Origin of the sequence: Streptomyces sp. P9-A2 (assembly GCF_036634175.1) — a bacterium.
Taxonomy (GTDB): domain Bacteria; phylum Actinomycetota; class Actinomycetes; order Streptomycetales; family Streptomycetaceae; genus Streptomyces; species Streptomyces pratens.
Map to the genome: position 1 here is coordinate 1,169,678 of NZ_JAZIFX010000001.1, position 26,846 is coordinate 1,196,523.

Here is a 26,846-nt window from a genome sequence, read left to right on the forward strand (position 1 = left end):
GTCACTCCTCGGATAGCTGGAGCCCCTGGGGCACCGGGCGGGGCGGCAGGGGCGAGGGCGCGGTCACCGCGCCCGTGTCCGACAGATTAATCAAGACAGGGGCGACTGCGGCAGGGTGAACGACCCCGAGGTGTCCCTGACGTGTTCCCGGGTCAGCCCTGGGAGCTTCCGGGGTCGGTGGTCGTGGTCCGTGCCACGGTGAGCGCCCGCAGGGCCCGCGCGTCGGCGATGGCGCGCTCCCGGGCAATGCCCGGCTGGATGCCGAGCACCGGCAGGCTGGTCCCGTCACTGAGGTCGAGAAAGACCCAGGGATCACCCGGACGGAGGTTCACCTGAAGGATCTGGGCCCACTCCAGCCGGCGCCGGGTCACGATGTTGACAATGGTGACGCCCGTCTCGTCGGCGTCGACCCTGGGCCGGGACAGCAGGGCCAGGACCCCGGCCAGGAGCGCGGCGGTGAACACGAAGCTGAGGCGCTCGCCCGGGCTGAACTGCTTCAGCAGCAGCCCGATCAGGGAGATGGCCACGAAGATCGCGACGGCCGCGAAGAGCAGCACCGCGCGGGTGCGGCCCGGCCGGAAGGTGACGGGCAGGGCGGGCAGTCGGTCCGACGGGGCGCCCGGGGCGGAATCCGGGGTGGTGTCGGGGGTGGGGTCCGGCATGGTGCGGCTCCGGGATCGGTCCGGGTCAGAGACGGCAGGCGTGGATGGCCGTGGTGAGGATGGCGCGGGCGCCGATGTCGTAGAGGTCGTCCATGATCCGCTGGGCCTCCTTGGAGGGGACCATGGCGCGGACGGCGACCCAGCCCTCGTTGTGCAGCGGGGACACGGTCGGGGACTCCAGGCCGGGGGTCAGTGCGACGGCCTTCTCCAGCTGCTCGACCCGGCAGTCGTAGTCCATCATCACGTAGGTGCGGGCGACGAGGACGCCCTGGAGGCGCCGCAGGAACTGGCCCACCTTGGACTCGGCGGTGTCGTCGGCCCCGGTCTCGGCGCCGGTGCGGCGGATGACGATGGCCTCGGAGGTCATGATCGGTTCGCCGATGACCTCCAGGCCCGCGTTGCGCAGGGAGGTGCCGGTCTCGACCACGTCCGCGATGACCTCGGCGACGCCCAGTTCGATGGCGGTCTCGACGGCTCCGTCGAGGTGGACCACGGAGGCTTCGATGCCCTGCTCGGCGAGGTGCCGCGCGACGATGCCCTCGTAGGAGGTGGCGACCGTGCTGCCGTTCAGGTCCGCGATGCTCCTGGCGGCGCTGGGCTTGGCGGCGAAACGGAAGGTGGAGCGGGCGAAGCCGAGAGGCAGGATCTCCTCGGCTTCGGCGCCGGAGTCGATCAGGAGGTCGCGGCCGGTGATGCCGATGTCGAGACGGCCGGACGAGACGTAGATGGCGATGTCGCGGGGGCGGAGGTAGAAGAACTCGACCTCGTTGACCGGGTCGACGATCCTCAGTTCCTTCGACTCCCGGCGCTGCTGGTAGCCGGCCTCATGCAGCATCTCCGCCGCAGGGCCTGCCAGTGAACCCTTGTTGGGGAGTGCGATGCGCAGCATGAGGTCGGCTTCCTTTGCGGTCCGGCGTTGTCAGGGGTGGTAGGGGTTGTAGGGGTGCCCGCACTCACAGGTGGGCGTAGACGTCGTCGAGGGAAATGCCCCGGGCGACCATCATCACCTGGACGTGGTAGAGCAGCTGCGAGATCTCCTCGGCGGCCGCTTCCTTGCCCTCGTGCTCGGCGGCCATCCAGACCTCTGCGGCCTCTTCGACGACCTTCTTGCCGATGGCATGGACGCCCTTTTCCACCAGTTCGGCGGTGCGGGAGGTGGCGGGGTCGCCGTGTGCGGCCTTGTGCTGGAGCTCGGTGAAGAGCTCCTCGAACGTCTTCTTGGACATGGTGGTCCTTACCCTACGCGGTGTCGGGGGCTGCTCACCGCCAGGGTTCGGATACCGAACGCAGGGTGGCCGCGGTCGCCACCGCCGCCGTGACCGCCTCGTGTCCCTTGTCCTCGGTGGAGCCGGGCAGTCCGGCGCGGTCCAGCGCCTGTTCCTCGGTGTCGCAGGTGAGCAGGCCGAAGCCGACGGGCACGCCGGTGTCGGTGCTGACCTGGGTGAGCCCCTGGGTGACGCCCTGGCACACGTACTCGAAGTGGGGTGTGCCGCCACGGACGACGACGCCGAGGGCGACGACCGCGTCGTAGCCGCGTCCGGCGAGGACCTTGGCCACGACCGGGAGTTCCCAGCTGCCGGGGACCCGCAGCAGGGTCGGCTCGTCGATGCCGAGGTCGTGCAGGGCGCGCAGGGCGCCGTCGACCAGTCCGTCCATCACCTTCTCGTGCCACTGTGCCGCGACGACGGCGACACGGAGGTCCCCCACGTTGCGTACGGACAGTTCCGGTGCACCCTTGCCGCTCACGTCTCTCCTCGGTGGTTCTCTTGCCGGCCGCCGGGGGCAGGCTCTCCTGCCGGCTGCCGTGGTGGGTGGTTGTCCCGGGCGGGCGCTGTCACTGGTTGCCGCAGGTGGGCACGGTCGGCGTGTCCAGCCAGGGCAGGTCGTGGCCCATCCGGTCGCGCTTGGTGCGCAGGTAGCGGATGTTGTGCTCGCCGGCGGTGACGGGCATCGGCTCGCGGCCGGTGACCTCGATGCCGTACCGGACAAGTGCCTGGGACTTGTCGGGGTTGTTGGTCAGCAGGCGGACTCCGCGCACCCCGAGGTCGGCGAGTATCCGCGCGCCGGCGGCGTAGTCACGGGCGTCGGCGGGCAGGCCGAGTTCGAGGTTGGCGTCGAGGGTGTCGCGTCCGCGTTCCTGGAGTTCGTAGGCGCGCAGCTTGGACATCAGGCCGATGCCGCGCCCCTCGTGTCCGCGCAGGTAGACGACGACGCCCCGCCCCTCCGCCTGGATGCGGTCCAGGGAGGCGTCCAGCTGGGGGCCGCAGTCGCAGCGCTGGGAGCCGAAGATGTCGCCGGTGAGGCATTCGGAGTGGACGCGCACGAGGACGTCCCGGCCGTCGCCGATGTCGCCGTGGACGAGGGCCACGTGTTCGACGCCGTCGACGGTGGAGCGGTAGCCGTAGGCGGTGAACACGCCGTGGGAGGTGGGCAGCCGGACCTCCGCCTCGCGGCGGACGGTGGGCTCGCAGCTGCGACGGTGGGCGATCAGGTCCTTGATGGAGATGATCGTCAGGCCGTGCTTGCGGGCGAACGGAATCAGTTCGGGCAGGCGCAGCATCCGGCCGTCCTCGCCCGCGATCTCGACGATGGCTCCGGCCGGGCGCAGTCCCGCGAGGCGGGCGAGGTCGACGGCGGCCTCGGTGTGGCCGTCGCGTTCGAGTACGCCACCGGAGCGGGCGCGCAGCGGGAAGACGTGGCCGGGGCGGACGAGCTCGGAGGGCTCGGCGGTGCCGCTCGCGAGGAGCTGGAGTGTGGTGGCCCGGTCGGCGGCCGAGATGCCGGTGCTCACGCCGTGGGCGGCGGACGCGTCGACGGAGACGGTGAAGGCCGTCTTCATCGACTCGGTGTTGTCCTCGACCATTTGCGGGAGGCGGAGCCGGTCCAGCTCGTCGCTCTCCATGGGGGCGCAGATCAGTCCGCGGCATTCGCTCATCATGAAGGCGACGATCTCGGGGGTCGCCTTCTCGGCGGCGACGACGAGGTCGCCCTCGTTCTCGCGGTCCTCGTCGTCGACGACCACGACGGGGCGGCCGGCCGCGATGTCGGCGATGGCCTGTTCGACCGGGTCGAGCATGAGGTCCTCGGACTTCTCGGTGCTGTAGAGGATCGGTGCCGTGCTCATGCCGGCGCTCCTTCCAGTGCGGGGTGCGCGTCCTCGCGGGAGCGCAGCCACCAGTCGCGCAGTCCCCAGAGGACCAGCGCGCCGTAGATGACGTAGACGAAGCCGGAGAAGGCGAAGCCGTTGGCGAAGTTCAGCGGTACGCCGACGAGGTCGACCAGCAGCCAGGCGAACCAGAACTCGACCATGCCGCGGGCCTGGGCGTACATGGCGACGATGGTGCCGACGAAGATGTAAGCGTCCGGCCAGGGGTCCCAGGACAGGGACGGGAAGGCGGTGAACAGGCCGCCGACGGCGAGAGTGCCGACGGCCGCCAGGCCGATCAGCGCGCCGCGCTCACGCCAGGTGGCGAACCGCACCGCGAGGGAACCGTCCTGCGCCTGCTGCCGGCCGCGGTTCCACTGCCGGAAACCCCACACGGCGACGAGCATCACGACGATCTGCTTGCCCGCGCTGCCGGAGAGGTGGGCGGTGGCGAAGGCCGTGAAGAGGATGACGCCCGAGAGGAACTGGGCGGGCCAGGTCCAGATGGAGCGCCGCCAGCCGAGGGCCAGGGCGGCCAGACCGATCACGTTGCCGATCATGTCCGACCACTTGATGTGCTGGTCGAAGAGGGTGAACGCCTCGGAGTTCAGCCAGTTCACTTGGTGGCCCCCTCACCGGTCGCACGGTCGCCGATCAGCCGCTCGACGTATTTGGCGATGACGTCCACCTCGAGGTTGACCGGGTCGCCGCTCTGCTTGAGCCCGAGGGTGGTCAGGGCGAGGGTGGTGGGGATCAGACTGACGGTGAAGAAGTCCTGCCCGGCGTCGACGACGGTGAGGCTGATGCCGTCGACCGTGATGGAGCCCTTCTCCACGACGTAGCGGGAGAGTTCGGCGGGGAGCGAGATCCTGACGATCTCCCAGTTCTCGGACGGCTCGCGCCCGAGGATCCTGCCGGTGCCGTCGACGTGCCCCTGCACGATGTGGCCACCGAGGCGGGCGCCCAGGGCCATGGGGCGTTCGAGGTTGACGCGGGAGCCGACGGCGAGGGCGCCGAGGCTGGAGCGGTTCAGGGTCTCGGCCATCACGTCCGCGGTGAACTCGTCACCCTCGTGGTCCACGACGGTGAGGCAGACGCCGTTGACGGCGATCGAGTCGCCGTGCTTCGCGCCCTCGGTGACGGCGGGGCCGCGCAGCCGGAAACGACAGGCGTCGTCAAGGGTCTCGACGGCGGTGATCTCGCCCAGTTCTTCGACGATTCCGGTGAACACTTCCCGGGTCCTCCTGCCTCTTCGGGCACGGACTCCGGGGCTGCCGATGACGGCAGAAGTACGGACGAAGGCACCGTGGGCGACGCCGGACGGGGTCCGCCACGAGGACGAACCGGTACGGCGGCGCGCATGGATGCTCGCCCGCCGCGCACTGCCTCCCATCCGGACTTTAACCGTCGGTCCAGGAATTTCACCTGGTCAACCGGCCACTGGAAGCGGCCGGGTCGCGGACTGTAACCGCCGGTTCGGACTTTCACCGACCCCGGAGTGCGCTGCTGCTGGTACAGGGCCAGTGTGCCATGCCCGCCGACCGTCCATACGGGCGCGGGGTGTGGGCTGCCTCACAGAAAGTGACACCGCACGCCGTCACCGCAGGGCGATTCCTGGAGGACGGCCCGCGATCACCCGGCCGTCGCCCCCTTTCGCGCCCTTGGACGCCAACGGAGCACGCCTGAACACCCCTGGGCTGGTCCATACCTATTGACGAAATGGTCTAGTCCTCTTACCGTCTGCTTCAGCCTCCCCAGAGACCGGTCCGGCGGCGGTGACGACGGCCCTTGCCCGCCGCCGGGCCTCACCACCTCACCCTCCGGTCCCGCACTCCGGGCCCGCACTCCGGACCGGTTCGCGGTCCCATGTCACGTTCCCGGCGGCGGTTCCGTCCCTCTCCTGATGGACTTGACGAAGGTGCGCCGACAGGAGTGCCTTCGTCCGACAACAGGACCTGAGGAGCTGAACGGCATGACCACGATCCTGGTGACCGGCGGTACGGGAACCCTCGGCCGGCACGTCGTCGAGCGGTTGCGGACGGGCGCGCAGGAGGTGCGGGTGCTCAGCCGGCACTCCCAGCCGTACGCCGTCGACCTGCGCCGGGGCGGCAGTGCGCTGGACGCGGCCGTCACTGGGGTGGACACGATCGTCCACTGCGCGAGCGCACCGCGCGGCGGCGACGAGGAGGCCGCGAGGCACCTCGTGACGGCGGCGCGGCGGGCCGGGGTGGGGCACCTCGTCTACATCTCCATCGTCGGTGTCGACCAAGTGCCGTTCGGCTACTACAGGACCAAGTTCGCGGTGGAGCGGCTGATCGAGGAGTCGGGTCTCGGCTGGACCGTGCTCCGTGCGACCCAGTTCCACGACCTGGTGCTCACCCTCCTGCAGGGACTGGGCAAGGCTCCGGTGATGCTGCTGCCGGCCCGCGTGAAGGACCAGCCGATCGAGGTGACCGAGGTCGCGGACCGGCTGGCGGAGCTGGCCCGGGGCGGGCCCGCGGGGCGCGTCGCGGACATGGGCGGGCCGGAGGTGCGCACGCTGGAGTCCCTGGCGCGGTCCTACCTGGAGTCCACGGGCCGCCGCCGCGCGGTGCTCAAGGTGCCCCTCCGGGGCGCGGCATACCGCGCCTTCCGTGCCGGCGGACATCTCGCCCCGGAGCACGCGGTGGGCAAGGGCACCTTCGAGGAGTTCCTGGCGGCGCGGGCGGAGCGCGTACGCGCGGGCAGGTGAGCACCTGCCGGGCGAGTGAGCGCGCACCTGGTGAATGAGCCGCCGCGGGCGCAGAGGCGCGTACACGGCGCCGAGGGTGCGTGCGTGTCAGCGGGCGTGGCCCTGCGCGGCCGGGCCGAAGAGTTCGTCCTGGGCATGGCCGCGGGCCGTCAGGAGGGCGCCTCGCAGCACCGCTCCGCCGCCCAGGACGCTCGCCCGCACCTCGGTGGGCAGCGGTGACATCCGGGCCGTCCGGACCTGCACGCGGGCGGCGAGTTCCTCGCCGCCCGCCTGTCCGATCTCCCCGCCGAGCACCACGCACCCGGGATCCAGCAGCGCGGCCACCGACGCGACCCCCACGGCGACGCGGTCGGCGAGGGCGTCGAGGAAGCGCGCGTCCGCCGAGGCCGGTTCCTCGCACGCCCGTGTGGCGGCCGCCCGCACCGCTCCCGCCGCCGCCGGTTCCACTCCCGGCTCGGCCACGACCCCGTACTCCCCCGCCAGTTCCGCGACCGCCGCCGCCGACACGAGGGAGTGGAAGCCGCCGCCGCAGTCCGTGGCCGACGGCAGTCCGGGCGTGCCCGGTACCGGCAGGAAGCCGATCTCACCCGTGCCGCCGGAGGCGCCCCGGCGCAGGGCACCGTCAAGGATCACGGCCGCACCGGTGCCGTGGCCGAGCCACAGCAGGACGAAGGTGTCGCGGTCGCGGGCGGCTCCGTCGCGTTGCTCGGCCAGGGCGGCGAGGTTGGTCTCGTTCTCCAGTCTGACCCGCGCCTCGGGCAGCCGCTCCTGAAGCGCGGCGACCAGTCGGCGGTGCCATTTCGGCAGCCCTGTGGAGTCACGCAGTTCGCCGCTCGTGGGGTCGATCAGCCCGGGGGCGCCGACGCCGACGGTGTGCAGCCGGTCGGCGCCCGCCTCCTTCGAGGTCCGCTCCACCAGGGTCACCGCCCGCTCCACGGCCGGGCCCGTCCCGGCGGCCGGCACGATCGGCGCGTAGGCCTCGGCCAGGACCGTGCCGACGAGGTCGGACACGACCACGGCGACGCCCTCGGTCCGCACGTCCAGTGCGGCCAGATGTGCCCGGTCGGCGACGATTCCGTACACCTTCGCGTTCGGTCCGCGCCGCTGCCCTCCGGCCTCCCCCACCACCATGACCAGCCCGGCCGCGGTCAGCCGCTCCACCAGGTCGGCGACGGTCGGCCGGGACAACCCGGTCAGCTGCTTCAACTGCCCGGCCGTCAGCGGGCCTTCCTGCTGGAGCAACCGGAGGGCGAGCCGGTCGTTGATGGCTCGCGCAGTGCGCGGGGATGCGGCCATGGCGTGATCCTTCCAGATCGGCGGTCCGCCGACGGAGGGCGGTCGGCAACAGTGACGGCAGCAGGACCGGACCGGCTGGGTCGGCGGGTCGGCGGGTCGGCGGGTCGGCGGGTCGGCGGGTCGGCGGGTCGGCGGGTCGGCGGGGCGAACGGATAAGGGGCGAGGTGCGCCGGGCTGGGCCGGGCCGGAGAAAATCCCCTTATCTTTCAGGCAGGGTTCCTGATAGTTTACCCGGCGCGTCGTAGATGCCTTGGACGACCGGGAGGGGCGGGACCATGAGTGCAGAGGTGTACGGGCAGCGGGAGGTGCGGCGGGCGCGGTACGCCGTGGGGGCGGTGTTCGCCGTGCACGGCGCCGTCACGGGCTCGTTCGCCACCCGCGTGCCGTGGATCCAGGACCATGCCGGCGTGAGCCCCGGGCAGTTGGGGATCGCGCTGGCCTTCCCCGCGCTCGGCGCGTCCGTCGCGATGCCGCTGGCGGGACGTATCAGCCACCGTTTCGGCGCCCGGACCGCACTGCGCGGGCTGATCGCGTTGTGGACACTCGCGCTGGTCCTGCCGTCCGTCGCCCCGGACCTGCTCACCCTCTGCCTGGCCCTGTTCGTCTACGGCGCCACGGCCGGCATGTCCGACGTGGCGATGAACGCCCTCGGCGTGGAGGTGGAGAACCGGCTCGACCGGTCGATCATGTCCGGGCTGCACGGCATGTGGAGCGCCGGTGCCCTGATCGGTTCGGCGACCGGCACGCTCGCCGCGCACCTCGGTACGGACGCCCGACTGCACCACACGCTCGCGGCCGGCGTCCTGACCGCGATGGGCGTCCTCGCGGCCGGCCACGTCCTCGATCTGCGGTCCGCCGCCGACGAGGAGCCGCCGCCGAGGTTCGCGCTGCCGCCCCGCTCCGCGCTGCTGATCGGCGCGATCGGCTTCTGCGCCGTCTTCGCGGAGGGCGCGAGCCTCGACTGGTCGGCGGTCTATCTGCGTGACCAGATGGAGGCCTCGGCCGGTCTCGCGGCGGCCTGCACCACCGGTTTCACGCTCACCATGGCGGTCGCCCGGATCGCCGGGGACCGGGTGGTGGACCGCTACGGTGCGGTGCGCACGGTCCGCGCGAGCGGTGTCGTCGCCGTCGGCGGCGGACTGCTGATCGTCCTCGCGCAGCACCCCGCGGCGGCGATGGCCGGCTTCGCGCTGACGGGTCTCGGCATCGCGGTGGTGGTGCCACTGTGCTTCGCCGCGGCCGGCCGCAGCGGCAGCAACCCGAGCCTCGCCATCGCGGGCGTCGCGACCATCACGTACACCTCGGGGCTGATCGCTCCGAGCGCGATCGGGCTGCTGGCCCAGGCGACCAGCCTGGTGGTGTCGTTCGTCCTGGTCACGGTGTTGTCATGCGGTCTGGTCGGCTTCGCGGGCGTGCTGCGCGGCGGGGACCGGGTGAAGATCGCCCGGCCGGAGGCGGCCGTTTCCGGTCCGCGGGCCTGAAAGCCCCGCAAGCCGTCTCGCCGAACTCCCGCTCCGGCGCCGGGAATCGCACTCGGGGGTGGGCGGGCCCGGCCGCGCCCGCCCTGCCCGCGCGGACCCGGCCCCGCCCGCCCGCGTGAACGGAGCATGTCCGATCAGCCCTCACAATGGTCCGGACACGCTGCACGAACGACGAAAGCGACAGCCCATGGATCTCGGCGTCCGCTGGACACTGCACGGCGACGGACGCACACCGGCCCCGGGTGCGGTGGTCCGTCCCGACGAACGGCTCTCTTGGCCCCGCACCGCGGGACTGGGGGCCCAGCACGTCGTCGCGATGTTCGGGGCGTCGTTCGTCGCACCGGTCCTCATGGGTCTGGACCCCAATCTCGCGATCATGATGTCGGGTGTCGCGACCATCGTCTTCCTGCTGGCCACGCGCGGCCGGGTGCCCAGCTATCTGGGCTGCTCGCTGTCCTTCGTCGGCGTCGCCGCGGTCATCCGGGCCCAGGGCGGGTCCAGCGCCACCGTCACCGGCGCGGTGTTCGTGGTCGGGGCCGCGCTGTTCCTGGTGGGGCTCGCGGTGCGGCACTTCGGGGCGCGGATCATCCATGCCGCGATGCCGCCGATCGTCACCGGCGCGGTGGTGATGCTGATCGGCTTCAACCTGGCGCCGGTCACGGCCGCCACCTACTGGCCGCAGGACCAGTGGACCGCCCTGTTCGTGATGCTGTTCACCGGTCTGGCGGTGGTGTGCCTGCGCGGTTTCTGGTCCCGCATCGCGATCTTCCTCGGGCTGGTCTTCGGATACGTCCTGTCCTGGGGCCTCGACCGGGTCTTCGGGCAGATCCACTCCGCGGACGCGAGCGGTGAGGTCACCGATCACTGGCGCCTGGACCTGTCGGGCGTCGGCCAGGCCGACTGGATCGGCCTGCCGGCCCTGCACGGCCCGTCGTTCGAGTGGTCGGCGATCCTGGTCGCCCTGCCGGTCGTCATCGCGCTGATCGCCGAGAACGCCGGGCACGTCAAGGCCGTCGGCGAGATGACCGGCGACAACCTCGACGACAAGCTGGGCACGGCCATCTCCGCCGACGGCGTCGGTTCCATGCTGTCCACCGCCGTCGGCGGCCCGCCCAACACCACGTACTCCGAGAACATCGGCGTGATGGCGGCGACCCGCGTCTACTCGACCGCCGCGTACTGGGCGGCCGCGGGCTTCGCCCTGCTGTTCGGCCTCTGCCCGAAGTTCGGCGCGGTCGTGGCGGCCGTCCCCGGAGGTGTGCTCGGCGGCATCACCGTCATCCTGTACGGCATGATCGGCCTGCTCGGCGCCCAGATCTGGATCAACGCCAAGGTGGACCTGCGCAATCCGCTGAACCTGGTGCCGGCCGCCGCGGGCATCATCATCGGCGTCGGCAACGTCACGCTGGAGTTCACCGACACCTTCTCGCTCAGCGGCATCGCGCTCGGCACGCTCGTCGTCATCACGGGCTACCACGCGCTGCGCGCCTTCGCGCCCGCCCACCTCAAGACGCAGGAGCCGCTGCTCGACGAGGGCACCTCGTCCTACGACACGAGCGGCGAAGGTGCCGATGCCGACGGGAGCGGCGGGAAGGACAACGGCGAAGGCGGTCAGCGCGCCAAGTCGTAGGCGTACGACGGGGTGAAGGTGCCCGGCACCCCCTTGCAGCCGTCCGACTCCCCCGGCAGCTTGACCCACAGGTAGGCGTCGATCCCGGCCGCGTCGGTGCTGAGCGTCGGGGCCCGGCCGAGGGTGCGGCCCGCGGGGTCGCACCACTCGCCGTCGGCCGGGGCGCCGCTGCCGTTGCGGCCGGTGTCGATCACGGCGCCGAGGCCCGGCGGGCCGTTGAGGGCGTCGAGCACCCGCCGGTCGTAGGCGATCTCGTCGGCGGTGGCGTGGAAGTTGGAGACGTTACTGAAGATGCCGTCGGAGGAGGCCGCCGACGCGGCCCCGGCCTGCCGCAGCCAGCCGGCCTGTTTCGCGGGCGCGTTCCACCCGGAGTGCCCGGCGTCGTAGTAGACCCGCGCCCGGGGGTTGGCCTTCTTCAGCACCCGTCCGGCGCGGGCCAGCGAGGCGAAGCGGGCGGTGCGCTCGCCCGCGGAGAGGCATTCGACCTGGGCGAGGGAGTCCGGCTCCAGGATCACGACGACCTCGCCGGACCCCAGCCCGGCGGCGAACCGGTCGATCCAGCCGTCGTAGGCGTCCAGGTCGGGCGCGCCTCCCTGGGAGTGCCCGCCGCAGTCACGGTCGGGTATCGCGTACGGCACGACCACGGGCACCTGCCCCCTCCCGGCCCCGCCCGAGGTGACCGCGCGCACCCGCGCGGTCAGGATGTCCGGTGAGTAGTCCGCGAACCACACCGCCGCGGGCCGGTCGCCGATGCGGGACTCTATGACCGCCCGGCGCGGATCGCCGGAGTTGGCCCGTATCCAGTCCAGTACCTGGGAGTCGGGGTGGCGGTAGAGCCGGGTGGACACCGCGCCGGACCGCTGCTCCGGCCCGCCCCCGGACGCGGACGGCGTGGCACTCGTCCTCCCCCGCCTCTCCTCCTTCTCGTCCTTCTCGTCCTTCTCCGGAGCGGACTTCGGGGAGGCGGACGGGGAGGGTTCGGCGGGCGCCGGGGACGGCACGGCGGGCAGTGGTTCCAGCCGGGGCGACGCGGTCACCTCGGCCGGCCGTGCCTCGTCCGAGCCTCGGTCGTCACCGAGGGCCGAGATCATCCCGGTGGCGGTGCCGACGGCGACCACGACGGAGGCGGCCACGACCATGGTTCCGCGCCGGGCCACGCCTCTGCGCGCGGATCGCCGAGCGGCCAGGCGCTGGGCACGCGAGCCTGACACGTACTGCTCCCCCTCCCCCACGGCGGGCGTGTTCCCCCGTTCCGGGGAAACCTCGGGCCCGCCGCCACGGGCACCACACTAAAGGTGCGACTCTGCGCGCATGGCGCAATGCGAGCAAGTCCACACCCCCGTAGACACGGTCGTCTCCCGTATGCGCGCCCTCGACTCCGCCCTGCCCCGCCGGGACGGGATCGCGGTCTTCAACCGGGTCTACCTCACGGTGACGACGGAGGCCGACCGGCGCATCGACGCGGGTCCGCTCGGGGACACGCGGGCGGCGGTCACCCTGAACGTGGTGTTCGCCGAGCGCTATCTGGCCGCCGTCGAAGCGGTGTCCGAGGGACGCCGCCCGCCGGCCTGCTGGCGTCCGCTGTTCCAGTTCCGCCACCATCCCGGCGTACGTCCGCTGCAGTTCGCGCTGGCGGGCATCAATGCGCACATCGGTCATGATCTGGCGCTCGCCGTCGTGGACACCTGCCGTACGCTCGGCTGCGGACCCGCGCAGCTGGAGGACGAGTTCGAGCAGGTGGGCGACCTGCTGGTCGCGCTGGAGGAGCACATCCGCGAGGATCTGATGCCCGGTCCCGACCTCCTCCAGCTCGCCGATCCCCTCACCCATCTGGCCGGCGCGTGGAGCCTGGACCGCGCCCGGGACGCCGCGTGGACGACGGCCCGCGCGCTGTGGGCGCTGCGCGGGCTGCCGGACGTCACCGAGGAGTTCGCCGCACGCCTCGACATGGCCGTGGGATTCGCCGGGCGCATGCTGCTCACACCGCTGCCCGGCTGAGCGGAGGCCGGGGCCGACCGGTCACCGTGTCCATGATGCGACCGGGTTCAGTCGTCGGAGAGTTCCACCGGCGCGATCTCGTCGTACACGTCACCGGGCCCGGGGTTGGCCGCGTCGGTCCCGCCTCCGAAGTGGTGCATGACGCCCCAGACGGCGTTGAGCGCGGTCTGGACGGCGCCCTCGGCCCAGCCGGCCGTCCAGGAGATGTCGTCGCCGGCGAGGAAGACGCCCCGCTTGTCCTCGGGCAGCCGGTCCTGCATGAAGTGCGTGAACAGGCGCCGCTGGTAACGGTAGTGACCGGGCAGGTTGGCCTTGAACGCGCCCATGAAGTAGGGCTCGTCCTCCCAGGAGACGGTGACCGGGTTGCCGATGATGTGCTTCCTGATGTCGACCTTCGGGTAGATCTCGCCCAGCGACTTCAGCATGACCTCCATCCGCTCGTTCGGTGACAGCGGCAGCCACTTCAGGCTGTCGTCGCACCAGGTGTAGGACAGGCAGATGACGGCGGGCCGGTCCGGGCCGTCGTCCAGCAGATAGGTGCCCCGGGTCATGCGGTCGGTCAGCGTCATCGACATGACGTCCCGCCCCGTGTCCTCGTCCTTGTCGAGCCAGAAGGGCCGGTCGACGGGCACGAAGAGCTTGCTGGACTCCATGTAGTGGGTGCGTTCGATGGCGGTCCAGTGGTCGATCGGGAAAAGCGCGTCGTCGCAGGAGATCTTGGACAGCAGCATCCAGGACTGGGCGGTGAAGACGGCCGCCCTGTAGGTACGGACGTCTCCGTTCGCGTCCGTCACCGTGACGTGGTGGCCCGCGGTGCGGTGCAGCCGCGTCACCGCCGGGCGCGGCTCGCCGTCCACGTGCAGGGCCTTCAGCGAGGTGCCGTACGGCCAGTGGACGAGCTTCTCCGGTTCACGCTCCCACAGGCGCAGCGGCAGCCGCTGCGAGCCGCCGACGATCCCCCGGTGGTGGTCGTCGGCCTCGGTGTAGACGACGCGCAGGATCTCCAGGATGGAGTTGGGGAAGTCGGTGTCCCAGCCGCCGGTGCCGAAGCCGACCTGGCCGAATATCTCGCGGTGCCGGAAGGACTTGAAAGCCTCGGAGTCGCAGAGGAAGCCGTAGAAGGTCTGGTCGTCGAGCTTCTCGACGAGCCGGGACCAGATCTCGCGGATGCGCGGGACGTCGCGCTCGCGCAGGGCGCGGTTCATGTCGGAGAAGTCGGCGCCCTCCTCCAGGCACCGGGCCCAGGCGTCGGCCACGTCCCGGTAGACCTGCGGGAGGTCGTCGGGGGTCTCGGCGTAGTGGGACTCGCCCTTGAGGTCGACGACGGTCGACGGCGTCGACGCGGCGAGGGGGTTGGGGAACGGGCGGGTCTCGAGGCCCACCAGGTCGATGTAGTACTGGAGGGCCGTGGAGGACGGCGGGAAGCGCATCGCGCCCATCTCGGCGGTGAGCGCGGGGTCGCAGCCCTCGAATCCGACGGTGCGCAGCCGGCCGCCGATCCGGTCGGCCTCGTAGACGACGGGCTTGAGGCCCATCTTCATCAGCTCGTAGGCGGTGATGACGCCGGACAGGCCGCCGCCGATCACCGCGACCTCGGTGCCGTGTTCCGTCGCGGGGATCTGGCCGAGGCCCGCGGGGTGGGCGAGGAAGTCGTCGTACGCGTACGGGAAGTCCGGGCCGAACATGGTGATCGGCGGCTGCTGCTCGTCGGCGTGCTCGACGGCGTTGGGCACCGTGGACGTCATGGGGTACGGACTCCTTGCGCTGATGGTGTCGAAGGGTGTTGCGGAGGAGAAAGGTGTCGCGGGGAAGGCGGGTTCAGCCGAGGGATCCGTACAGGGCGGGGCGGCGGTGCCGCAGATACGGGTTGTGCTCGCGGGAGGCGGCGAGGAGCACGGGGTCCGCGTCGGCGAGGACCAGTTCCTCGCCGCGCCCCGCCCGGGTACGGGCGACCCCGTCGGGTCCGGCGAGGGTGGAGAGCCCCGCGAACTCCCACTCGCCCTCCTGGCCGACCCGGTTGACGTACGCGATGTACATCTGGTTCTCGAACGCCCGTACCGGCACGAGGGACTCGGCGACGAACTGGAACGGATGCATCAGCGCCGTGGGCACCAGCAGGAGGTCGGTGCCGGCCAGGGCGTGGGCGCGCGCGTTCTCGGGGAATTCGATGTCGTAGCAGGTCAGCAGACCGACGGTGAGGCCGTTCAGCTCGGCTTGGACGACCTGTTGGTCGCCGGCGGCGAAGTGGTCCCGCTCGAAGGGGCCGAAGAGGTGGGTCTTGCGGTAGTTCGCGAGGCGGGTGCCGTCCGCGGAGATGAGCTGGGTGGAGTTGTGGACCGTGCCGCCCGCGCGCTCCGGGTAGCTGTAGGCGATGGCGAGCCCGTGCCGGGTGGCGGTCCGGGCGATCGCCTCGGCCGCGTCGCCGTCGGCGGGCTCGGCGAGCACCGCGATGTCGTCGCCGATCGCGTACCCGGTCAGGAACAGTTCCGATGTGACGAGCAGCCCGGCGCCGGCCGTGGCGGCACGGCCCGCGGCCTCGTCGAGGACCTTGATGTTCTCGCTGACGGAACCGGGCCGTCCGGAGCTCTGGAGCAGGGCGGTGCGCATGCGTGTTCCTCGTCGGACGCGGGAGGGCAGGGGAGACGGGCGGAGGGCCGCCGGGAGGGATCGCATAGACGGTACGGTCGGCCGGCTCGGCCGGGCAAGAAGCGGCCGTTGCGCATCGGTGAGCGGATCATTGCGTCCGGTGCGGGATCAGCGGCGATTCGTTGCGTGCTCCCGACCGGGGCCTGCCTGCGACCGGAGCCGCAGGGGGCAGGCACGGCGTCGAGGCCTCGGCGACCTCCCTCGCCCTCGCGCAGAGGCCGCCCTCCACCGCTGTACGCGATACGCCACCGCGTGAAACCCCGCGGGGACGCTCTCCGTGATCCCCGTCGTCACCACCGCATCCGTGCGCCCGGCGCCCGGCGCACGGAGCCGGCGCACCGGCGTCACCGTCCGCGACCGGGGCCCCGACCGCGACGTCGCGTGGGCGTGCCGGTGAGCGGGATGGGGGGCACAGCTCCCGGAGCCGTGCCACGATCTCGCGCAGGAGTTCCGGGTCGGTCGCCGGCCCGCCCGTGCGGCGCGGTGCGCCGATCCACACCAGGCCGGCCCCGGCCAGGTCCGCGAGGAGCACCCGGACGACGGTCAGCGGCAGGTCGGCGACCGCCGCGAGTTCGACGACCGGCAGTGGGCCCCGGCGGCGCACCAGGTCGAGCAGGCGGGTGCGTGCGTGGTCGACACCGGGCTGTGCCAGGCCGGACTCCACGGCACTGACCTGGGACAGCAGGGTGATGGTGGGCCCGCCCGAGGGACGGGTCCGGCCCCGTGGGACGGCGTAGGGCCGCACCATCAGGCCGGTCTCGTCCTCGTACCAGTGGTCGTCGTGCGGGTGAGTGCGGTCGTGCGGGTGATCGTCGTCGTACCGGTGGTCGTCGTCGGTCACGGCAGCGAGGACACGCCCTCCGTCTCCTCCGTCTTCTCGGGCACCTCGGACTCCAGGTGCGCCAGTACTTCTCCGGGCAGCAGGACCGCGGCCGTCGTCCCGCCGTACGGGGACTCGTGCAGCGTCACCTCGATGGCATGCCGTGCGGCGAGCCGGCCCACCACGTACAGGCCGAGCCGGTCGTGGCGGGAGGGATCGAAGCCATCGGGGTGGCCGAGGGTGCGGTGAGCCTCGTGGAGCGGCCCGGAGTCGAGGCCGGGTCCCCGGTCGTCGATGCGCAGGACGTAGCCGCCGCGCTCCCGGCCGGTGCGCAGTGTCACCCGGGTGTGCGGGGGTGAGAACACCGTGGCGTTCTCCAGGAGTTCGGCGACCAGGTGGACGACGTCCGCGACGGCGTCCGCGGCGACGCCGACCCGGTCCATCGGCGGGACCTCCACGCGCACGTAGTCCTCGATCTCGCTCACCGCGGAGGAGACGACGTCGGCGATGGGCACGGGGCGGCGCCATCTGCGGCCCGGGGCGGCGCCGGAGAGGATGATCAGGTTCTCCGCGTGGCGCCGCATCCGGGTGGTGAGGTGGTCGATGCGGAACAATTGCTCCAGCATGTCGGGGTCGTCCGTGTGCCGTTCCAGCGTGTCGACGAGTTTCAGCTGCCGGTGCACCAGGGTCTGGTTGCGCCGGGCGATGCTGAGGAGGACCGCGAACAGCCCGCGGCGCAGAGTGGCCTGCCGGACGGCGGCCTCGACGGCGGCGAGGCGGGCGGCGTTGAAGGACCGGCCGACCTGGCCTATCTCGTCGGACTCCGCCTCCCCGTCGGCCAGCGGCGGTGCCTCGGCTGCCGCGTCCATCTCCTCCCCGGCGCTCAACCTGACCATGACATCGGGCAACTGGCGGGTGGTCAGCAGGTCGGCCGCGTCCCGCAGTTCCTCCAGCCGGCGGGAGATACGGCGGGCACCGCGCACCGCCCACCCCAGGGACAGGCCGATGGCCGCCAGCCCGAGCCCGCCCACGACGGTCGCCTTGACCAGCTCCTGATGGGCGAAGGTCCGGCCGCGTTCGGCGGAGTTGAGGGCCGCCTGGGTGCACAGCTCCATGTAGCGCTTGACGGCCCGGTCGGTGGTCGTGCGCCAGGATTCCGCCGCGACGGCCTCACCGGCGCGCTCCGGCCCCGCCCGCAGCAGCGCCTCCTCGCTCCGGGTCAACGCGCCGTGCAGCTCGCCGCGCTGGAATTCCTGGAACAACTCCCGTGAGTCGGCCGGCAGGTCGGCCACATACGTCCGCTCGAAGACCCGGCGGTGCCCGATCGCCGCGGTGAGCGTGTCGTACTGCCGGTCGGTCAGTCGGCCGGCCGCGCGCGCCCCGGCGACGAGGGCGTCCTCGCGGGAGACGAACTCCCGTACCCGGACGAGCTCGACGACGACCTGTGCCTCCCGCGCGAGCTGCCCGGCCTGCAGGGCGGTGAGGGCGGACTGGATGTCGAATCCGGGTTCCACAAGCGCACCGTACTCGTCGACGGCCCGGTCCCAGGAGATGTCGCGGGCCAGCACTCGATGGCGCAGTCCCTCCAGTTCCTCGACGGCGCCGACCATGACGTCGAGGGCCTCGCGCTGCGGGCCGGAGAGCCGGTCGCGGTCGCCGTCCCGGATCGCGTCGCGCATGGCGTTCACGGCGCGGTCGGTGCGGCGGTGCTGCTCCATGAGGTCCAGGGTCGCGGACTTGCGGTGGCCCGTCCCCAAGTAGGTGGCGGCCAGCCGCCGTTCGATCTGGATCTGCCCGATCGCCGTGTCGACGGGCGTACCGAAGTCCTCGTACACACCCTGCAGCCGGGTCAGTGCGCGCAGTTCTCCGGTGACCGACACCATGGCGAAGGTCCACAACGCCAGCAGGGCGAGCGCCGGTGCGAACGCAAGCGCGACGATGCGGGCGCGGACCGTGGCAGGACGGCCGATGAGCCGGCGCATAGCTCTCCCCAGGACGCTCGGATGACTGGGCGGCGAAGCAGATACCAACGGTTGTTACCCATCGGTAGCGAGTGGCGCACAACCTACGGGACGCCTCTCGGCGAGCGCAATGGCCTCGTGAGGATCAGGAGCGACGCCGTCACCAGATACGGCACCGCGAACACGGCGAAGGCCGTGCTGTGCGGGCTGTGCGAGGCGATCAGGGCGTAGCCGCCGAACACCGCGACCGTGGCCAGCTCGGTGCCCAGGCCCGCGAGCGAGGTCAGGGTCGCCCGTCCGGTGTCCCCGATGCGCCGCTGGAGCCGTGCGTCGGCCAGCACGGTCGACGCCTGGAAGCCTCCGAAGGCGAGGGCGACCAGACTCAGACCGGCCGGCGTGCCGGCGAGCGTGCCGAGGGCGAGAGCGAGTCCGGCGCCGGCGAGCAGCGCCGCGAGTCCGTTCGTGCCGAGGCGTTCGCCCTCGCCGGCGAGCAGGCTTCCGGCGGTGGCACCGGCCCAGATCAGCAGCAGGAGGTACGGGACGGTCCCGTCCGCCACTCCGGTGTCCCGCACCAGCAGCGGCGTGTACTCGTCGAGGGCGCCCCACACCGCGCCGACGGCCGGTACGAGCAGCAGCGCGCCGCGCACCGACCGGTCGGCGCGCGCCTCGACGAGCCCGGCGCGCAGAGGGGCGGTCCAGCGGCGGTGGCCTGTCGCCGGGGACCTGTGCTCCGGGAACCGGAGGGCGGTGGCCGCGGTCAGCAGACATGCCAGGATGCTCGCGGCGCCGACGGCGGTGTGGCCGCCCCGATCGAGCACCGGGCCGGCGAGTCCCATGGCCGCCATCACGGCCACCAGGCCGGCCGCGCGGGCCCGCCCCATGATCCGTGCGTAGCGGCCGGCCGCGCCGAGCCGCTCCAGTTCGTCGTGGACCAGGGCCTCCAGCGCCCCGGAGGCGAGTGCTCCGCCGGCGCCCCACAGGACGAAGCCGGCCGCGAAGGCGCCGTACGAGGGCACCAGTACCCACAGGGCGAAGCCGGCGGCGGTGAGCAGCGGGCCGAGCCACAGGAGCAGGCGGCGGGAGACTGCGTCGGCCCAGACGCCGGAGGGGACCTCCAGCAGGACGCCGGTGACCGACCAGAGGGCGAACAGGGAGGAGATCTGCCAGACGGTGAGACCGGTGTCGCTGAACAGCAGTGCGTACACCGGGTAGAGCAGCACGAAGTCTTCGAGGAACGCGTAGCCGTACAGCGTGGTCGTCAGCCGTCGGACGCGGGGGTCGGGCGCACGCGTGGGCGTGGAAGTCATGAGGCCTTCCCGTAAGGGCGGTTCGGACACCGGACGTGGAGGACGTACGGCATCCGGGGTGGCCCTCGGGAGGCGTTACCGGTGGATCAATGTCGCCAGGTCATGATCTCGAGGATAGTGCGGGCGGCCCTCAGGCGGGCGGTCCGGACGAGAATCGTCGCAGCAGCGGTGACAGCACCAGCACGGATTTGGTCCGCTCGACGAAGGGTTCCCCCGCGATCCTTTCCAGGACCCGTTCGAAGTGCCGCATGTCGGCGGCGAAGACCTGGGCGACCGCGTCCGCCTCCCCGGTGACGGTGGAGGCGGACACGACCTCCTGGTAGCGCTCCAGGCCCCGCTGGATGGTCTCCGGGGAGGTGTTGCCCCGGCAGTAGATCTCGACGAAGCCCTCGGTCTCCCAGCCGAGGGCGACGGGGTCCACCCGCACGGTGAAGCCGGTGATGGCGCCGGTGGCGCGCAGCCGGTCCACGCGTCGCTTGACGGCGGGCGCGGACAGGCCGACGAGCTTGCCGATGTCCGCGTAGGAGCGGCGGGCGTCCTCGGCGAGGGCGTGCACGATGCGTTCGTCGAGATCGTTCAGCACTGCGGGCGGTTCACTTCGCTTCTGGGAGGTCCGGGGCGGGACCGACGGGTTCGGCGGGGGCGGCGGGACCGGCGGGGTTCGCGAAGGCCGCCCGGGGAGCCGGGCGGCCGGAGAGCCGGGGCCCGGTCAGGTCCAGCTGGCGTGCAGCGGCTTGCCTTCGGCGTACCCGGCGGCGCTCTGGATGCCGACGACGGCCTTCTCCCCGAACTCCTCCAGGGAGCCGGCACCCGCGTAGGCGCAGGAGGAGCGGACACCCGCGATGACCGAGTCGATCAGGTCCTCGACGCCGGGCCGGGCCGGGTCGAGGAACATGCGGGAGGTGGAGATGCCCTCCTCGAACAGGGCCTTGCGGGCCCGGTCGTAGGCCGATTCCTCCGAGGTGCGGTTGCGGACGGCGCGCGCGGAGGCCATGCCGAAGGACTCCTTGTAGGGGCGGCCGTTCACGTCGTGCTGGAGGTCGCCCGGGGACTCGAAGGTCCCGGCGAACCAGGATCCGATCATCACGTTGGACGCGCCGGCCGCGAGGGCCATCGCCACGTCGCGCGGGTGGCGGATGCCGCCGTCGGCCCAGACGTGCTTGCCGTACTTCTTCGCCTCCGCCGCGCACTCCAGGACCGCGGAGAACTGCGGCCGGCCGACGCCGGTCATCATGCGGGTGGTGCACATGGCGCCGGGGCCGACGCCGACCTTGACGATGTCCGCGCCGGCCTCGATCAGGTCACGGACGCCCGCGGCGGAGACCACGTTGCCCGCTGCTACCGGGACCTGCGGGTCGAGGTCGCGGACCAGTTTGAGGGCGCTGATCATCGACTCCTGGTGCCCGTGCGCCGTGTCGATGACGAGCGTGTCGACACCCGCGTCCAGCAGCTGCCGGGCCTTGCCCGCGACGTCGCCGTTGATGCCGACGGCCGCGGCGATGCGCAGCCGTCCCCGGTCGTCGGTGGCCGGCGTGTACAGGGTGGCGCGCAGGGCGCCCCTGCGGGTGAGGATGCCGGCGAGACGGCCGTCCTTGTCCACGGCGGGCGCGTAGCGCCGGTTGGCACCGTCGAGGGTGTTGAAGGCCTCGCGCGGGTCCATGTCCGCGTCGACGAGCAGCAGGTCGCGGGACATGACCTCGCTGAGCTGCGTGAAGCGGTCCACCCCGGACAGGTCGGCGTCGGTGACCACGCCGACCGGCCGGTGCCCGTCGTCGACGACGACGCCCGCGTTGTGCGCGCGCTTGGGCAGCAGGGCGAGCGCGTCGGCGACGGTCTGGTGCGGGGCCAGCACGATGGGGGTGTCGAGGACCAGGTGCCGGCTCTTGACCCAGGCGACGACCTCGGTGACGACCTCGATCGGGATGTCCTGCGGGAGGACCACGAGCCCGCCTCGGCGGGCCACCGTCTCCGCCATGCGGCGGCCGGCGATGGCCGTCATGTTGGCGACGACGAGCGGGATGGTGGTGCCCGTACCGTCCGGGGAGCTGAGGTCCACGTCCTGACGCGATACGACGGCGGACCGGTTCGGCACCATGAAGACGTCGTCGTAGGTCAGGTCGTACGCGGGCCGGATGTCGTTGAGGAAACGCACGTGCTGCACATCCCAGTCGATCAGAGGTGGCCCCCGGACAGGTCAGCCAGGGGGAAGAGCACGTACTTCATTGTCCCACGACGACCGGATCGCCCGTGCCGGTGCGATCGTCCAGGCAGGCCGGCGCGTGGCTGGGAGGAACCTCCGAGGGTGAGGGGCCACGGTGAGCGCCGGGGTCCGCCGCACCGCTCCGGCGAACACCTCCCGTGCGGTCGCCCACTCCCCGGGGCGTGCCGTCGCACAGGGCAGCCGGCCGTCCACGACGATCAGCAGCCCGCGTTCGACGGCGCCTTCGGGCCGGACCGTGTGGTCGGCGGGGGAGTCCGCGAGGGCGTCCCGGTTGCGGCCGGACCAGCCCGGCAGGTCCAGGGCGCGGGCGCAGCGGTCCATCAGGCCGGTACGGTCCGCGGCCCCGTCGAGGTCGAGTGCGGCCACGCGCCGGCCCTCCGGTTCGTACGTCGTCCCAGTACCGTCCTGAACGATGCGCAGGGTGCGTCGGTGCAGTACCTCTCGCCGCCGCGTCCGGTGACGACGCGCCGGGCCCCGCGGTCGGCCGGGCCCCGCGGTCGGCCGAGCCCGGTATCCCGGCCGTGTACTCGTGGCAGCGGCCGCGTTCACGGCGGGGCGGCAGCCGCTCGAAGCCGCCGGGGACGACGTCCTCCCGGTCGTAAGGGAGGGGTCGCCCGCGTCGATGAGGTCCGGCGTGCGCCGCGCTTCCTCGGGGAGGCCGGCCTTCCCGACGGTGGCCATGCCGTCGGCCCGAACGGGCTGCGGGTCCTCGGTGCCGTCGGGCGAGCGGCCCGTGAGGAGCGGGCCCGCCGGCAGCACGAGGGGCAGGCCGGGAGACGAGGGAGGAGCCGCGGCACCGTACGGCCGGTGCTGCCACGCCCGCCCCCGCCCCTCGCCCGGTCAGGAACTGTCCGGGTCGGACCGGTTGAGGGCGGACCTCGGGGCGGGCCCCGCCGCCATCAGGTAGTCGGCGGCCGAGGTGTCCGTCACCAGGCTGGTGACCAGCCCGGAGCGCAGTACCGCGTCGATCGCGGGGCCCTTGCGCTGCCCGCCGGCGATCGCGACGACCTCGGGGACCCGGCGGAGCTGGTCGGTCTTGACCGTGATGCACCGCTCCCCGAGGTCGCGGCCGACCCGGCGCCCGTCGGTGTCGAAGAGGTGCGCGGACATCTCTGCGGCGACGCCGAGGGAGGCGTAGTGCTCCCGCTCCTTGTCCGTGAGCATGTCGTGCACCGTCGAGATGCCCGGCTCCCAGGAGCCGATGGAGACACAGGCGACCGTGACCTTGTCGAAGTACTCGAAGGCCCGTGCGATACCGGTCTGGTGGCGCAGTGCCTCGGCGGTCGCCTCGTCCGGCAGCAGCATCGGCGCGTAGATGGGGTGGGCGTCGCCGCCCGAGACCTGCGCGGCCCGCCGTACGGCCTCCACCGAGCCGCGCTCGGCGGTCCCGGCGTCGTACACGCCCGTCAGCTGCACGACCGTGCAGGGCGCCAGCCGGTCCAGGGCCGCCGCCATGTGGATGGTGGACCGGCCCCAGGCCAGCCCCAGTACGTCTCCTTCGTTGACCAGTTCGCCGAGCAGGTCGGCGGCCACCTCTCCCAGGTTCTCGGGGTCGGGTGTCTCCGCGGCCTCGGCCGGGGACTCCACCACGACTGCGTGCCTGAGGCCGTAGCGGGCACGCAGCGCGTCGGAGCGCTCCGCGTCCAGCTCGGCGGGCACGCGGATCTCGATGCGTACGAGATCCCGTTCGAGGGCTGTCTCCAGGACCCGTGCCACCTTGAAGCGGCTGACGCCGAACTCCTCGGCGATCTGGATCTTGGACTTGCCCTCTAGGTAGAAGCGGCGGGCCATGGCCGCCGCTTGCACCAGCTCAGCGGGTCCCATCCGCATGGCTGAACGGCCCGCCGCCGACATACCCGACACGGCGATCTCCTCACTGCTGTTCACACTCTGGATTCGCCGTTCATCCTTGCAGATCCGGCGCGGTCGAACGGCCTTGCTGGAGAGCCGTTCACGTTCCCGTGGCTCAGTGGTCGCACGCCCAGGATGCCTTGCCCGTGGCGGCCTCGGCCCGATTGCGCAGTGCACGTACCGCCTCAGCCGGGTCTTCCGCCCCGTACACGGCGGATCCCGCGACGAAGACATCGGCTCCGGCGTCGGCGCACTGCTCGATGGTGGACGCCGAGACACCGCCGTCGACCTGGAGCCAGAGGTCCAGGCCGTGCTTGCTGATCAACTCGCGGGTGCGGCGGATCTTCGGAAGCATGATGTCGAGGAAGGCCTGGCCCCCGAAGCCCGGCTCGACCGTCATGATCAGCAGCATGTCGAGCTCGGGGAGCAGGTCCTCGTACGGCTCGATCGGTGTCGCGGGCCGCAGCGCCATGGAGGCCTTGGCCCCCTTGGCCCGGATCTCCCGGGCCAGCCGCACGGGCGCGGCGGCCGCCTCTACGTGGAAGGTGACGGAACCTGCCCCTGCCTCCACGTACTGGGGCGCCCAGCGATCGGGGGCCTCGATCATCAGGTGGCAGTCCAGCGGGATGTCCGTCGCACGGGCCAGCGACTCCACGACCGGTACACCGAGCGTGAGGTTCGGGACGAAATGGTTGTCCATGACGTCGACATGGAGCCAGTCGGCTCCCGCGACCGCCTGCGCCTCGTCCGCGAGGCGGGCGAAGTCGGCGGAGAGAATACTGGGGTTGATCTGCGCGGCCATGCCCCAAGCCTGCCATGCCCCGCGGGGGGTGACGGCACCGGTCCGGGAAGGATGCGGGCATATCCGGCTCCCGCGTTCCGGGCCGGCCGGCTCCGGGTGCGGTCATGAGCTCGCCACGCGGCACACTCGGGGCGGCCGGCACACCGGGGGAACGCCGCACATCTGAGGCTCGTGGGGCACCTGAGGCGCGTGGGGCATCCGGGACACGTGGGAAGCAGGCCACGCGCGATGCGTCCGACACGGGCGGGGCACCTGTCGTGGGCGAGGCGTCCGGCACGGGCGGGCCGCACGGCTTCGGCGGGAAGTACGGGCAACGCGGTGTCGGGCATCTGGTCTGCTGACGCCGCGCCAAGTGGCTGGTCCTGGCGCTGTGGCTGGTGGTGCTGTTCCTGGCGGCGCCCCTCGCGCAGAAGCTGACCGACGTCCAGGACAACACCGCGGCGTCCTGGCTGCCGGGGTCCGCGGAGTCCGCGCAGGTCCTGGAGATCTCCGAGGACTTCCGGCCCGAGCAGATCCCCGCGATCGTGGTCTACGCGCGCGCGGTCTGACGGCCGCCGACCGGGAGCGGATCACCGCGGATCACCGAGGACTCGGCGCAGCTGAGGCAGCTGTCCGACCACGGCATCCGGTTCGCGGTCGCCCTCGGCGTGCTGCTGGAGACCTTCGTCGTGCGGTCGGTGCTGGTCACGTCCCTGTTCCTGGACGTGGGCCCCAAGGTGTGGTGGCCGCACCGGCTCGCCCGCGAGGACGGCGCCGGCGCGGTGCGCGAAGCGGAGGAGGCAGGCGTCAGCCGGTCCGGCGGATGAGCGCCAGGTACATGGCGTCGGTTCCGTGCACATGCGGCCATAGCTGGACGTCGGGGCCCTCGCCCAGCTCCGGGACGCCGGGCAGCAGCGGCCGGGCGTCGAGGAGCTCGGCCTCCGGGAACTGCTTGAGAAGGTCGGCGACCACGGCCCGGGTCTCCGCCAGGTGCGGCGAGCAGGTGGCATAGCCGACGACACCGCCGACCCGTACGGACTCCAGGGCGGTGCGCAGCAGCCCCCGCTGCAGCGGGGCGAAGCCCTCCAGGTCGCCCGGCCGACGTCGCCAGCGCGCCTCGGGACGCCGGCGCAGGGCGCCGAGGCCGGTGCAGGGCACGTCGACCAGCACCCGGTCGAAGGTGCCGGGCCGCCACGGCGGCCGAGTTCCGTCGGCGGTGACGACCTGGTACGGCCCGGGGTTTCCCGCCAGCGCCTTGGCGACCAGTCCGGCCCGGTGCGGCTGCTTCTCGGAGGCCAGCAGGACGGCGCCGCGCTCGGCGGCGAGCGCGGCGAGCAGCGCGGCCTTACCGCCGGGGCCCGCGCAGCCGTCCAGCCACATCCGGTCGGGTCCTTCGAGCGGGGCGGCGGCCAGGGCGAGCGCGACGAGCTGGCTGCCCTCGTCCTGCACACCGGCCCGGCCGTCCGCCACGGCCGGGATCGCACCCGGCTCGCCGCCCTCGCTCAGCCGCACCGCGTACGGCGACCAGCGGCCGGGCAGAGCGGCCTCCTCGTCGAGCAGTTCCCCGGTGGTGGCCCGGCCGGGACGGGCGACGAGCGTGACCTCGGGCCGCTCGTTGTCGGCCCGCAGCAGATCCTCGATGCCCGCGCGGCCGCCGCCGAGGGAGTCCCACAGGGCGGAGACGACCCAGCGCGGGTGCGAGTGCACCACGGCGAGATGGTCCTCGGGGTCTTCGTCGTACGGTGGCGCGACCCGCTCGATCCAGCCGTCGAGATCGTGCTGCGCGACCTTGCGCAGCACGGCGTTGACGAACTTGGCCCGTCCGTCGCCGAGCACCACGCGCGCGAGCTCGACGGAGGCGGACACGGCGGCGTGGGTCGGGATCCGGGTCCCCAGCAGCTGGTGCGCGCCGAGGCTCAGCACGTCGAGAACGGGCGGGTCCACCTCGCGCAGCGGCCGGTCCACACAGGCGGCGACGACCGCGTCGTACGTGCCCTGCCGGCGCAGCGTCCCGTACACCAGCTCGGTGGCGAGCGCCGCGTCCCGGGCGTCGAAGTCACCGCCCTCGCGCGCCTTGCGCAGCAGCGGCGGCAGAACGAGGTTGGCGTAGGCGTCCCGCTCGTCCACGGCCCGCAGGGCCTCGAAGGCGAGGAAGCGGACGGGGTCCTTCTGGGGCCGGCGGTAGGGCTTGCCGGGCTTACGGGGACGACGGGGTTGGTCACTCACGAAAAGGTGCTCCGGGTGTGGGGTGAAGTGCGCGGTCCAGCGTACGTCGTCGGGACGGACCGGGCTTCGCGTGGCGCCGGGCCGGGGTGC

At 72.4% G+C, this 26,846-nt stretch carries 26 protein-coding genes and 1 riboswitch; of the genes, 6 read left to right on the top strand and 20 right to left on the bottom strand.

The features are described from left to right. Nucleotides 1-152: 152 nt before the first annotated feature. The 7 genes from V4Y04_RS05210 to V4Y04_RS05240 all read right to left on the bottom strand — a co-directional run bounded on the left by V4Y04_RS05210 (nt 153) and on the right by V4Y04_RS05240 (nt 5,038). Nucleotides 153-662, bottom strand: a complete 510-nt coding sequence (locus V4Y04_RS05210; protein WP_332426123.1) for a PH domain-containing protein — start codon at nt 660-662, stop codon at nt 153-155. A gap of 25 nt (nt 663-687) precedes the next feature. Next, complete coding sequence (gene hisG / locus V4Y04_RS05215; protein WP_332426124.1) at nt 688-1,551, bottom strand: ATP phosphoribosyltransferase; 864 nt, start codon at nt 1,549-1,551, stop codon at nt 688-690. A gap of 64 nt (nt 1,552-1,615) precedes the next feature. Next, a complete protein-coding gene (locus tag V4Y04_RS05220) occupies nt 1,616-1,888 on the bottom strand; it encodes a phosphoribosyl-ATP diphosphatase (RefSeq protein ID WP_010046365.1) in 273 nt (90 codons plus the stop codon). 34 nt (nt 1,889-1,922) lie between these two features. Further along, nucleotides 1,923-2,408 (bottom strand): 6,7-dimethyl-8-ribityllumazine synthase, encoded by a 486-nt coding sequence (gene ribH, locus V4Y04_RS05225; RefSeq protein WP_332426125.1) that lies wholly within the window; start codon nt 2,406-2,408, stop codon nt 1,923-1,925. Between the two features lie 88 nt (nt 2,409-2,496). After that, nucleotides 2,497-3,786 (bottom strand): bifunctional 3,4-dihydroxy-2-butanone-4-phosphate synthase/GTP cyclohydrolase II, encoded by a 1,290-nt coding sequence (locus tag V4Y04_RS05230; RefSeq protein WP_332426126.1) that lies wholly within the window; start codon nt 3,784-3,786, stop codon nt 2,497-2,499. Further along, entirely contained in the window at nt 3,783-4,427 is a 645-nt protein-coding gene (locus tag V4Y04_RS05235; protein WP_332426127.1) for a nicotinamide mononucleotide transporter family protein, read from the bottom strand. The genes V4Y04_RS05230 and V4Y04_RS05235 overlap by 4 nt, the downstream gene beginning before the upstream one ends. After that, nucleotides 4,424-5,038, bottom strand: a complete 615-nt coding sequence (locus V4Y04_RS05240; protein WP_332426128.1) for a riboflavin synthase — start codon at nt 5,036-5,038, stop codon at nt 4,424-4,426. The genes V4Y04_RS05235 and V4Y04_RS05240 overlap by 4 nt, the downstream gene beginning before the upstream one ends. A 144-nt stretch (nt 5,039-5,182) precedes the next feature. Next, a riboswitch (FMN riboswitch) is annotated at nt 5,183-5,313 on the bottom strand. 466 nt (nt 5,314-5,779) lie between these two features. Here V4Y04_RS05240 and V4Y04_RS05245 point away from each other — a divergent pair. Continuing rightward, complete coding sequence (locus V4Y04_RS05245) at nt 5,780-6,538, top strand: SDR family oxidoreductase (RefSeq protein ID WP_332426129.1); 759 nt, start codon at nt 5,780-5,782, stop codon at nt 6,536-6,538. Nucleotides 6,539-6,625: 87 nt separating this feature from the next. Here the strand turns inward: V4Y04_RS05245 and V4Y04_RS05250 are convergent, their stop codons facing one another. After that, nucleotides 6,626-7,834 (bottom strand): ROK family transcriptional regulator, encoded by a 1,209-nt coding sequence (locus tag V4Y04_RS05250; protein WP_332426130.1) that lies wholly within the window; start codon nt 7,832-7,834, stop codon nt 6,626-6,628. A 275-nt stretch (nt 7,835-8,109) separates the two neighbouring features. On the opposite strand from V4Y04_RS05250, the gene V4Y04_RS05255 reads away from it, so the two are divergent. Then, the gene (locus V4Y04_RS05255; protein ID WP_332426131.1) at nt 8,110-9,315 is read left to right on the top strand and encodes an MFS transporter; all 1,206 of its coding nucleotides are present in this window, start codon (nt 8,110-8,112) and stop codon (nt 9,313-9,315) included. A 187-nt stretch (nt 9,316-9,502) separates the two neighbouring features. Beyond that, nucleotides 9,503-10,945 (top strand): uracil-xanthine permease family protein, encoded by a 1,443-nt coding sequence (locus tag V4Y04_RS05260; RefSeq protein WP_332426132.1) that lies wholly within the window; start codon nt 9,503-9,505, stop codon nt 10,943-10,945. On the opposite strand, the gene V4Y04_RS05265 is transcribed toward V4Y04_RS05260, so the two are convergent. Further along, nucleotides 10,927-12,084: a glycoside hydrolase family 6 protein gene (locus V4Y04_RS05265; protein ID WP_332432713.1), complete on the bottom strand. Its 1,158-nt coding sequence runs from the start codon at nt 12,082-12,084 to the stop codon at nt 10,927-10,929. The genes V4Y04_RS05260 and V4Y04_RS05265 overlap by 19 nt on opposite strands. Before the next feature lie 172 nt (nt 12,085-12,256). On the opposite strand from V4Y04_RS05265, the gene V4Y04_RS05270 reads away from it, so the two are divergent. Continuing rightward, nucleotides 12,257-12,943: a DUF5995 family protein gene (locus tag V4Y04_RS05270; protein WP_332426133.1), complete on the top strand. Its 687-nt coding sequence runs from the start codon at nt 12,257-12,259 to the stop codon at nt 12,941-12,943. A 47-nt stretch (nt 12,944-12,990) separates the two neighbouring features. Here V4Y04_RS05270 and V4Y04_RS05275 read toward each other — a convergent pair whose 3' ends face one another. From V4Y04_RS05275 to rpe, 10 genes are all read right to left on the bottom strand, one after another. After that, nucleotides 12,991-14,688, bottom strand: a complete 1,698-nt coding sequence (locus tag V4Y04_RS05275) for a flavin monoamine oxidase family protein (protein WP_332426134.1) — start codon at nt 14,686-14,688, stop codon at nt 12,991-12,993. A gap of 73 nt (nt 14,689-14,761) precedes the next feature. Next, a complete protein-coding gene (locus tag V4Y04_RS05280) occupies nt 14,762-15,550 on the bottom strand; it encodes a carbon-nitrogen hydrolase family protein (protein ID WP_332426135.1) in 789 nt (262 codons plus the stop codon). A gap of 127 nt (nt 15,551-15,677) precedes the next feature. Then, nucleotides 15,678-16,430, bottom strand: a complete 753-nt coding sequence (locus tag V4Y04_RS05285; RefSeq protein WP_332426136.1) for a DUF742 domain-containing protein — start codon at nt 16,428-16,430, stop codon at nt 15,678-15,680. After that, entirely contained in the window at nt 16,427-18,391 is a 1,965-nt protein-coding gene (locus V4Y04_RS05290; protein WP_332426137.1) for a sensor histidine kinase, read from the bottom strand. Before V4Y04_RS05290 ends, V4Y04_RS05285 begins: the two co-directional genes overlap by 4 nt. A gap of 83 nt (nt 18,392-18,474) precedes the next feature. Beyond that, nucleotides 18,475-19,677 carry an MFS transporter gene (locus tag V4Y04_RS05295; RefSeq protein WP_332426138.1) on the bottom strand — a complete coding sequence of 401 codons (1,203 nt, stop codon included), beginning with the start codon at nt 19,675-19,677 and terminating at the stop codon, nt 18,475-18,477. A 130-nt stretch (nt 19,678-19,807) separates the two neighbouring features. Then, on the bottom strand, nt 19,808-20,260 hold the full coding sequence (locus tag V4Y04_RS05300) for an Lrp/AsnC family transcriptional regulator (RefSeq protein ID WP_332426139.1): 453 nt from the start codon (nt 20,258-20,260) through the stop codon (nt 19,808-19,810). Nucleotides 20,261-20,386: 126 nt separating this feature from the next. Further along, a complete protein-coding gene (locus V4Y04_RS05305; protein WP_332432714.1) occupies nt 20,387-21,829 on the bottom strand; it encodes a GuaB1 family IMP dehydrogenase-related protein in 1,443 nt (480 codons plus the stop codon). A gap of 42 nt (nt 21,830-21,871) precedes the next feature. Next, entirely contained in the window at nt 21,872-22,264 is a 393-nt protein-coding gene (locus tag V4Y04_RS05310; RefSeq protein WP_443079953.1) for a barstar family protein, read from the bottom strand. Between the two features lie 474 nt (nt 22,265-22,738). Beyond that, a complete protein-coding gene (locus tag V4Y04_RS05315) occupies nt 22,739-23,785 on the bottom strand; it encodes a sugar-binding transcriptional regulator (protein WP_332426140.1) in 1,047 nt (348 codons plus the stop codon). Nucleotides 23,786-23,864: 79 nt separating this feature from the next. Then, nucleotides 23,865-24,551, bottom strand: a complete 687-nt coding sequence (gene rpe, locus V4Y04_RS05320) for a ribulose-phosphate 3-epimerase (RefSeq protein ID WP_055598108.1) — start codon at nt 24,549-24,551, stop codon at nt 23,865-23,867. Between the two features lie 377 nt (nt 24,552-24,928). Here rpe and V4Y04_RS37675 point away from each other — a divergent pair, with 377 nt between their 5' ends. Beyond that, nucleotides 24,929-25,099 (top strand): hypothetical protein, encoded by a 171-nt coding sequence (locus V4Y04_RS37675; RefSeq protein ID WP_443079954.1) that lies wholly within the window; start codon nt 24,929-24,931, stop codon nt 25,097-25,099. A gap of 99 nt (nt 25,100-25,198) precedes the next feature. Beyond that, nucleotides 25,199-25,357 carry a hypothetical protein gene (locus tag V4Y04_RS05330; protein WP_332433150.1) on the top strand — a complete coding sequence of 53 codons (159 nt, stop codon included), beginning with the start codon at nt 25,199-25,201 and terminating at the stop codon, nt 25,355-25,357. Here the strand turns inward: V4Y04_RS05330 and V4Y04_RS05335 are convergent. After that, a complete protein-coding gene (locus tag V4Y04_RS05335; protein ID WP_332426141.1) occupies nt 25,338-26,756 on the bottom strand; it encodes an RsmB/NOP family class I SAM-dependent RNA methyltransferase in 1,419 nt (472 codons plus the stop codon). The genes V4Y04_RS05330 and V4Y04_RS05335 overlap by 20 nt on opposite strands. Nucleotides 26,757-26,846 lie beyond the last annotated feature (90 nt).

Excerpts from the sequence above, each read along its gene's own strand:
- V4Y04_RS05210 (WP_332426123.1), bottom strand. The coding sequence starts at position 662 with ATGCCGGACCCCACCCCCGACACCACCCCGGATTCCGCCCCGGGCGCC.
- hisG (WP_332426124.1), bottom strand. The coding sequence starts at position 1,551 with ATGCTGCGCATCGCACTCCCCAACAAGGGTTCACTGGCAGGCCCTGCG.
- V4Y04_RS05220 (WP_010046365.1), bottom strand. The coding sequence starts at position 1,888 with ATGTCCAAGAAGACGTTCGAGGAGCTCTTCACCGAGCTCCAGCACAAG.
- V4Y04_RS05230 (WP_332426126.1), bottom strand. The coding sequence starts at position 3,786 with ATGAGCACGGCACCGATCCTCTACAGCACCGAGAAGTCCGAGGACCTC.
- V4Y04_RS05245 (WP_332426129.1), top strand. The coding sequence starts at position 5,780 with ATGACCACGATCCTGGTGACCGGCGGTACGGGAACCCTCGGCCGGCAC.
- V4Y04_RS05250 (WP_332426130.1), bottom strand. The coding sequence starts at position 7,834 with ATGGCCGCATCCCCGCGCACTGCGCGAGCCATCAACGACCGGCTCGCC.
- V4Y04_RS05255 (WP_332426131.1), top strand. The coding sequence starts at position 8,110 with ATGAGTGCAGAGGTGTACGGGCAGCGGGAGGTGCGGCGGGCGCGGTAC.
- V4Y04_RS05260 (WP_332426132.1), top strand. The coding sequence starts at position 9,503 with ATGGATCTCGGCGTCCGCTGGACACTGCACGGCGACGGACGCACACCG.
- V4Y04_RS05265 (WP_332432713.1), bottom strand. The coding sequence starts at position 12,084 with ATGGTCGTGGCCGCCTCCGTCGTGGTCGCCGTCGGCACCGCCACCGGG.
- V4Y04_RS05270 (WP_332426133.1), top strand. The coding sequence starts at position 12,257 with ATGGCGCAATGCGAGCAAGTCCACACCCCCGTAGACACGGTCGTCTCC.
- V4Y04_RS05275 (WP_332426134.1), bottom strand. The coding sequence starts at position 14,688 with ATGACGTCCACGGTGCCCAACGCCGTCGAGCACGCCGACGAGCAGCAG.
- V4Y04_RS05280 (WP_332426135.1), bottom strand. The coding sequence starts at position 15,550 with ATGCGCACCGCCCTGCTCCAGAGCTCCGGACGGCCCGGTTCCGTCAGC.
- V4Y04_RS05290 (WP_332426137.1), bottom strand. The coding sequence starts at position 18,391 with ATGCGCCGGCTCATCGGCCGTCCTGCCACGGTCCGCGCCCGCATCGTC.
- V4Y04_RS05295 (WP_332426138.1), bottom strand. The coding sequence starts at position 19,677 with ATGACTTCCACGCCCACGCGTGCGCCCGACCCCCGCGTCCGACGGCTG.
- rpe (WP_055598108.1), bottom strand. The coding sequence starts at position 24,551 with ATGGCCGCGCAGATCAACCCCAGTATTCTCTCCGCCGACTTCGCCCGC.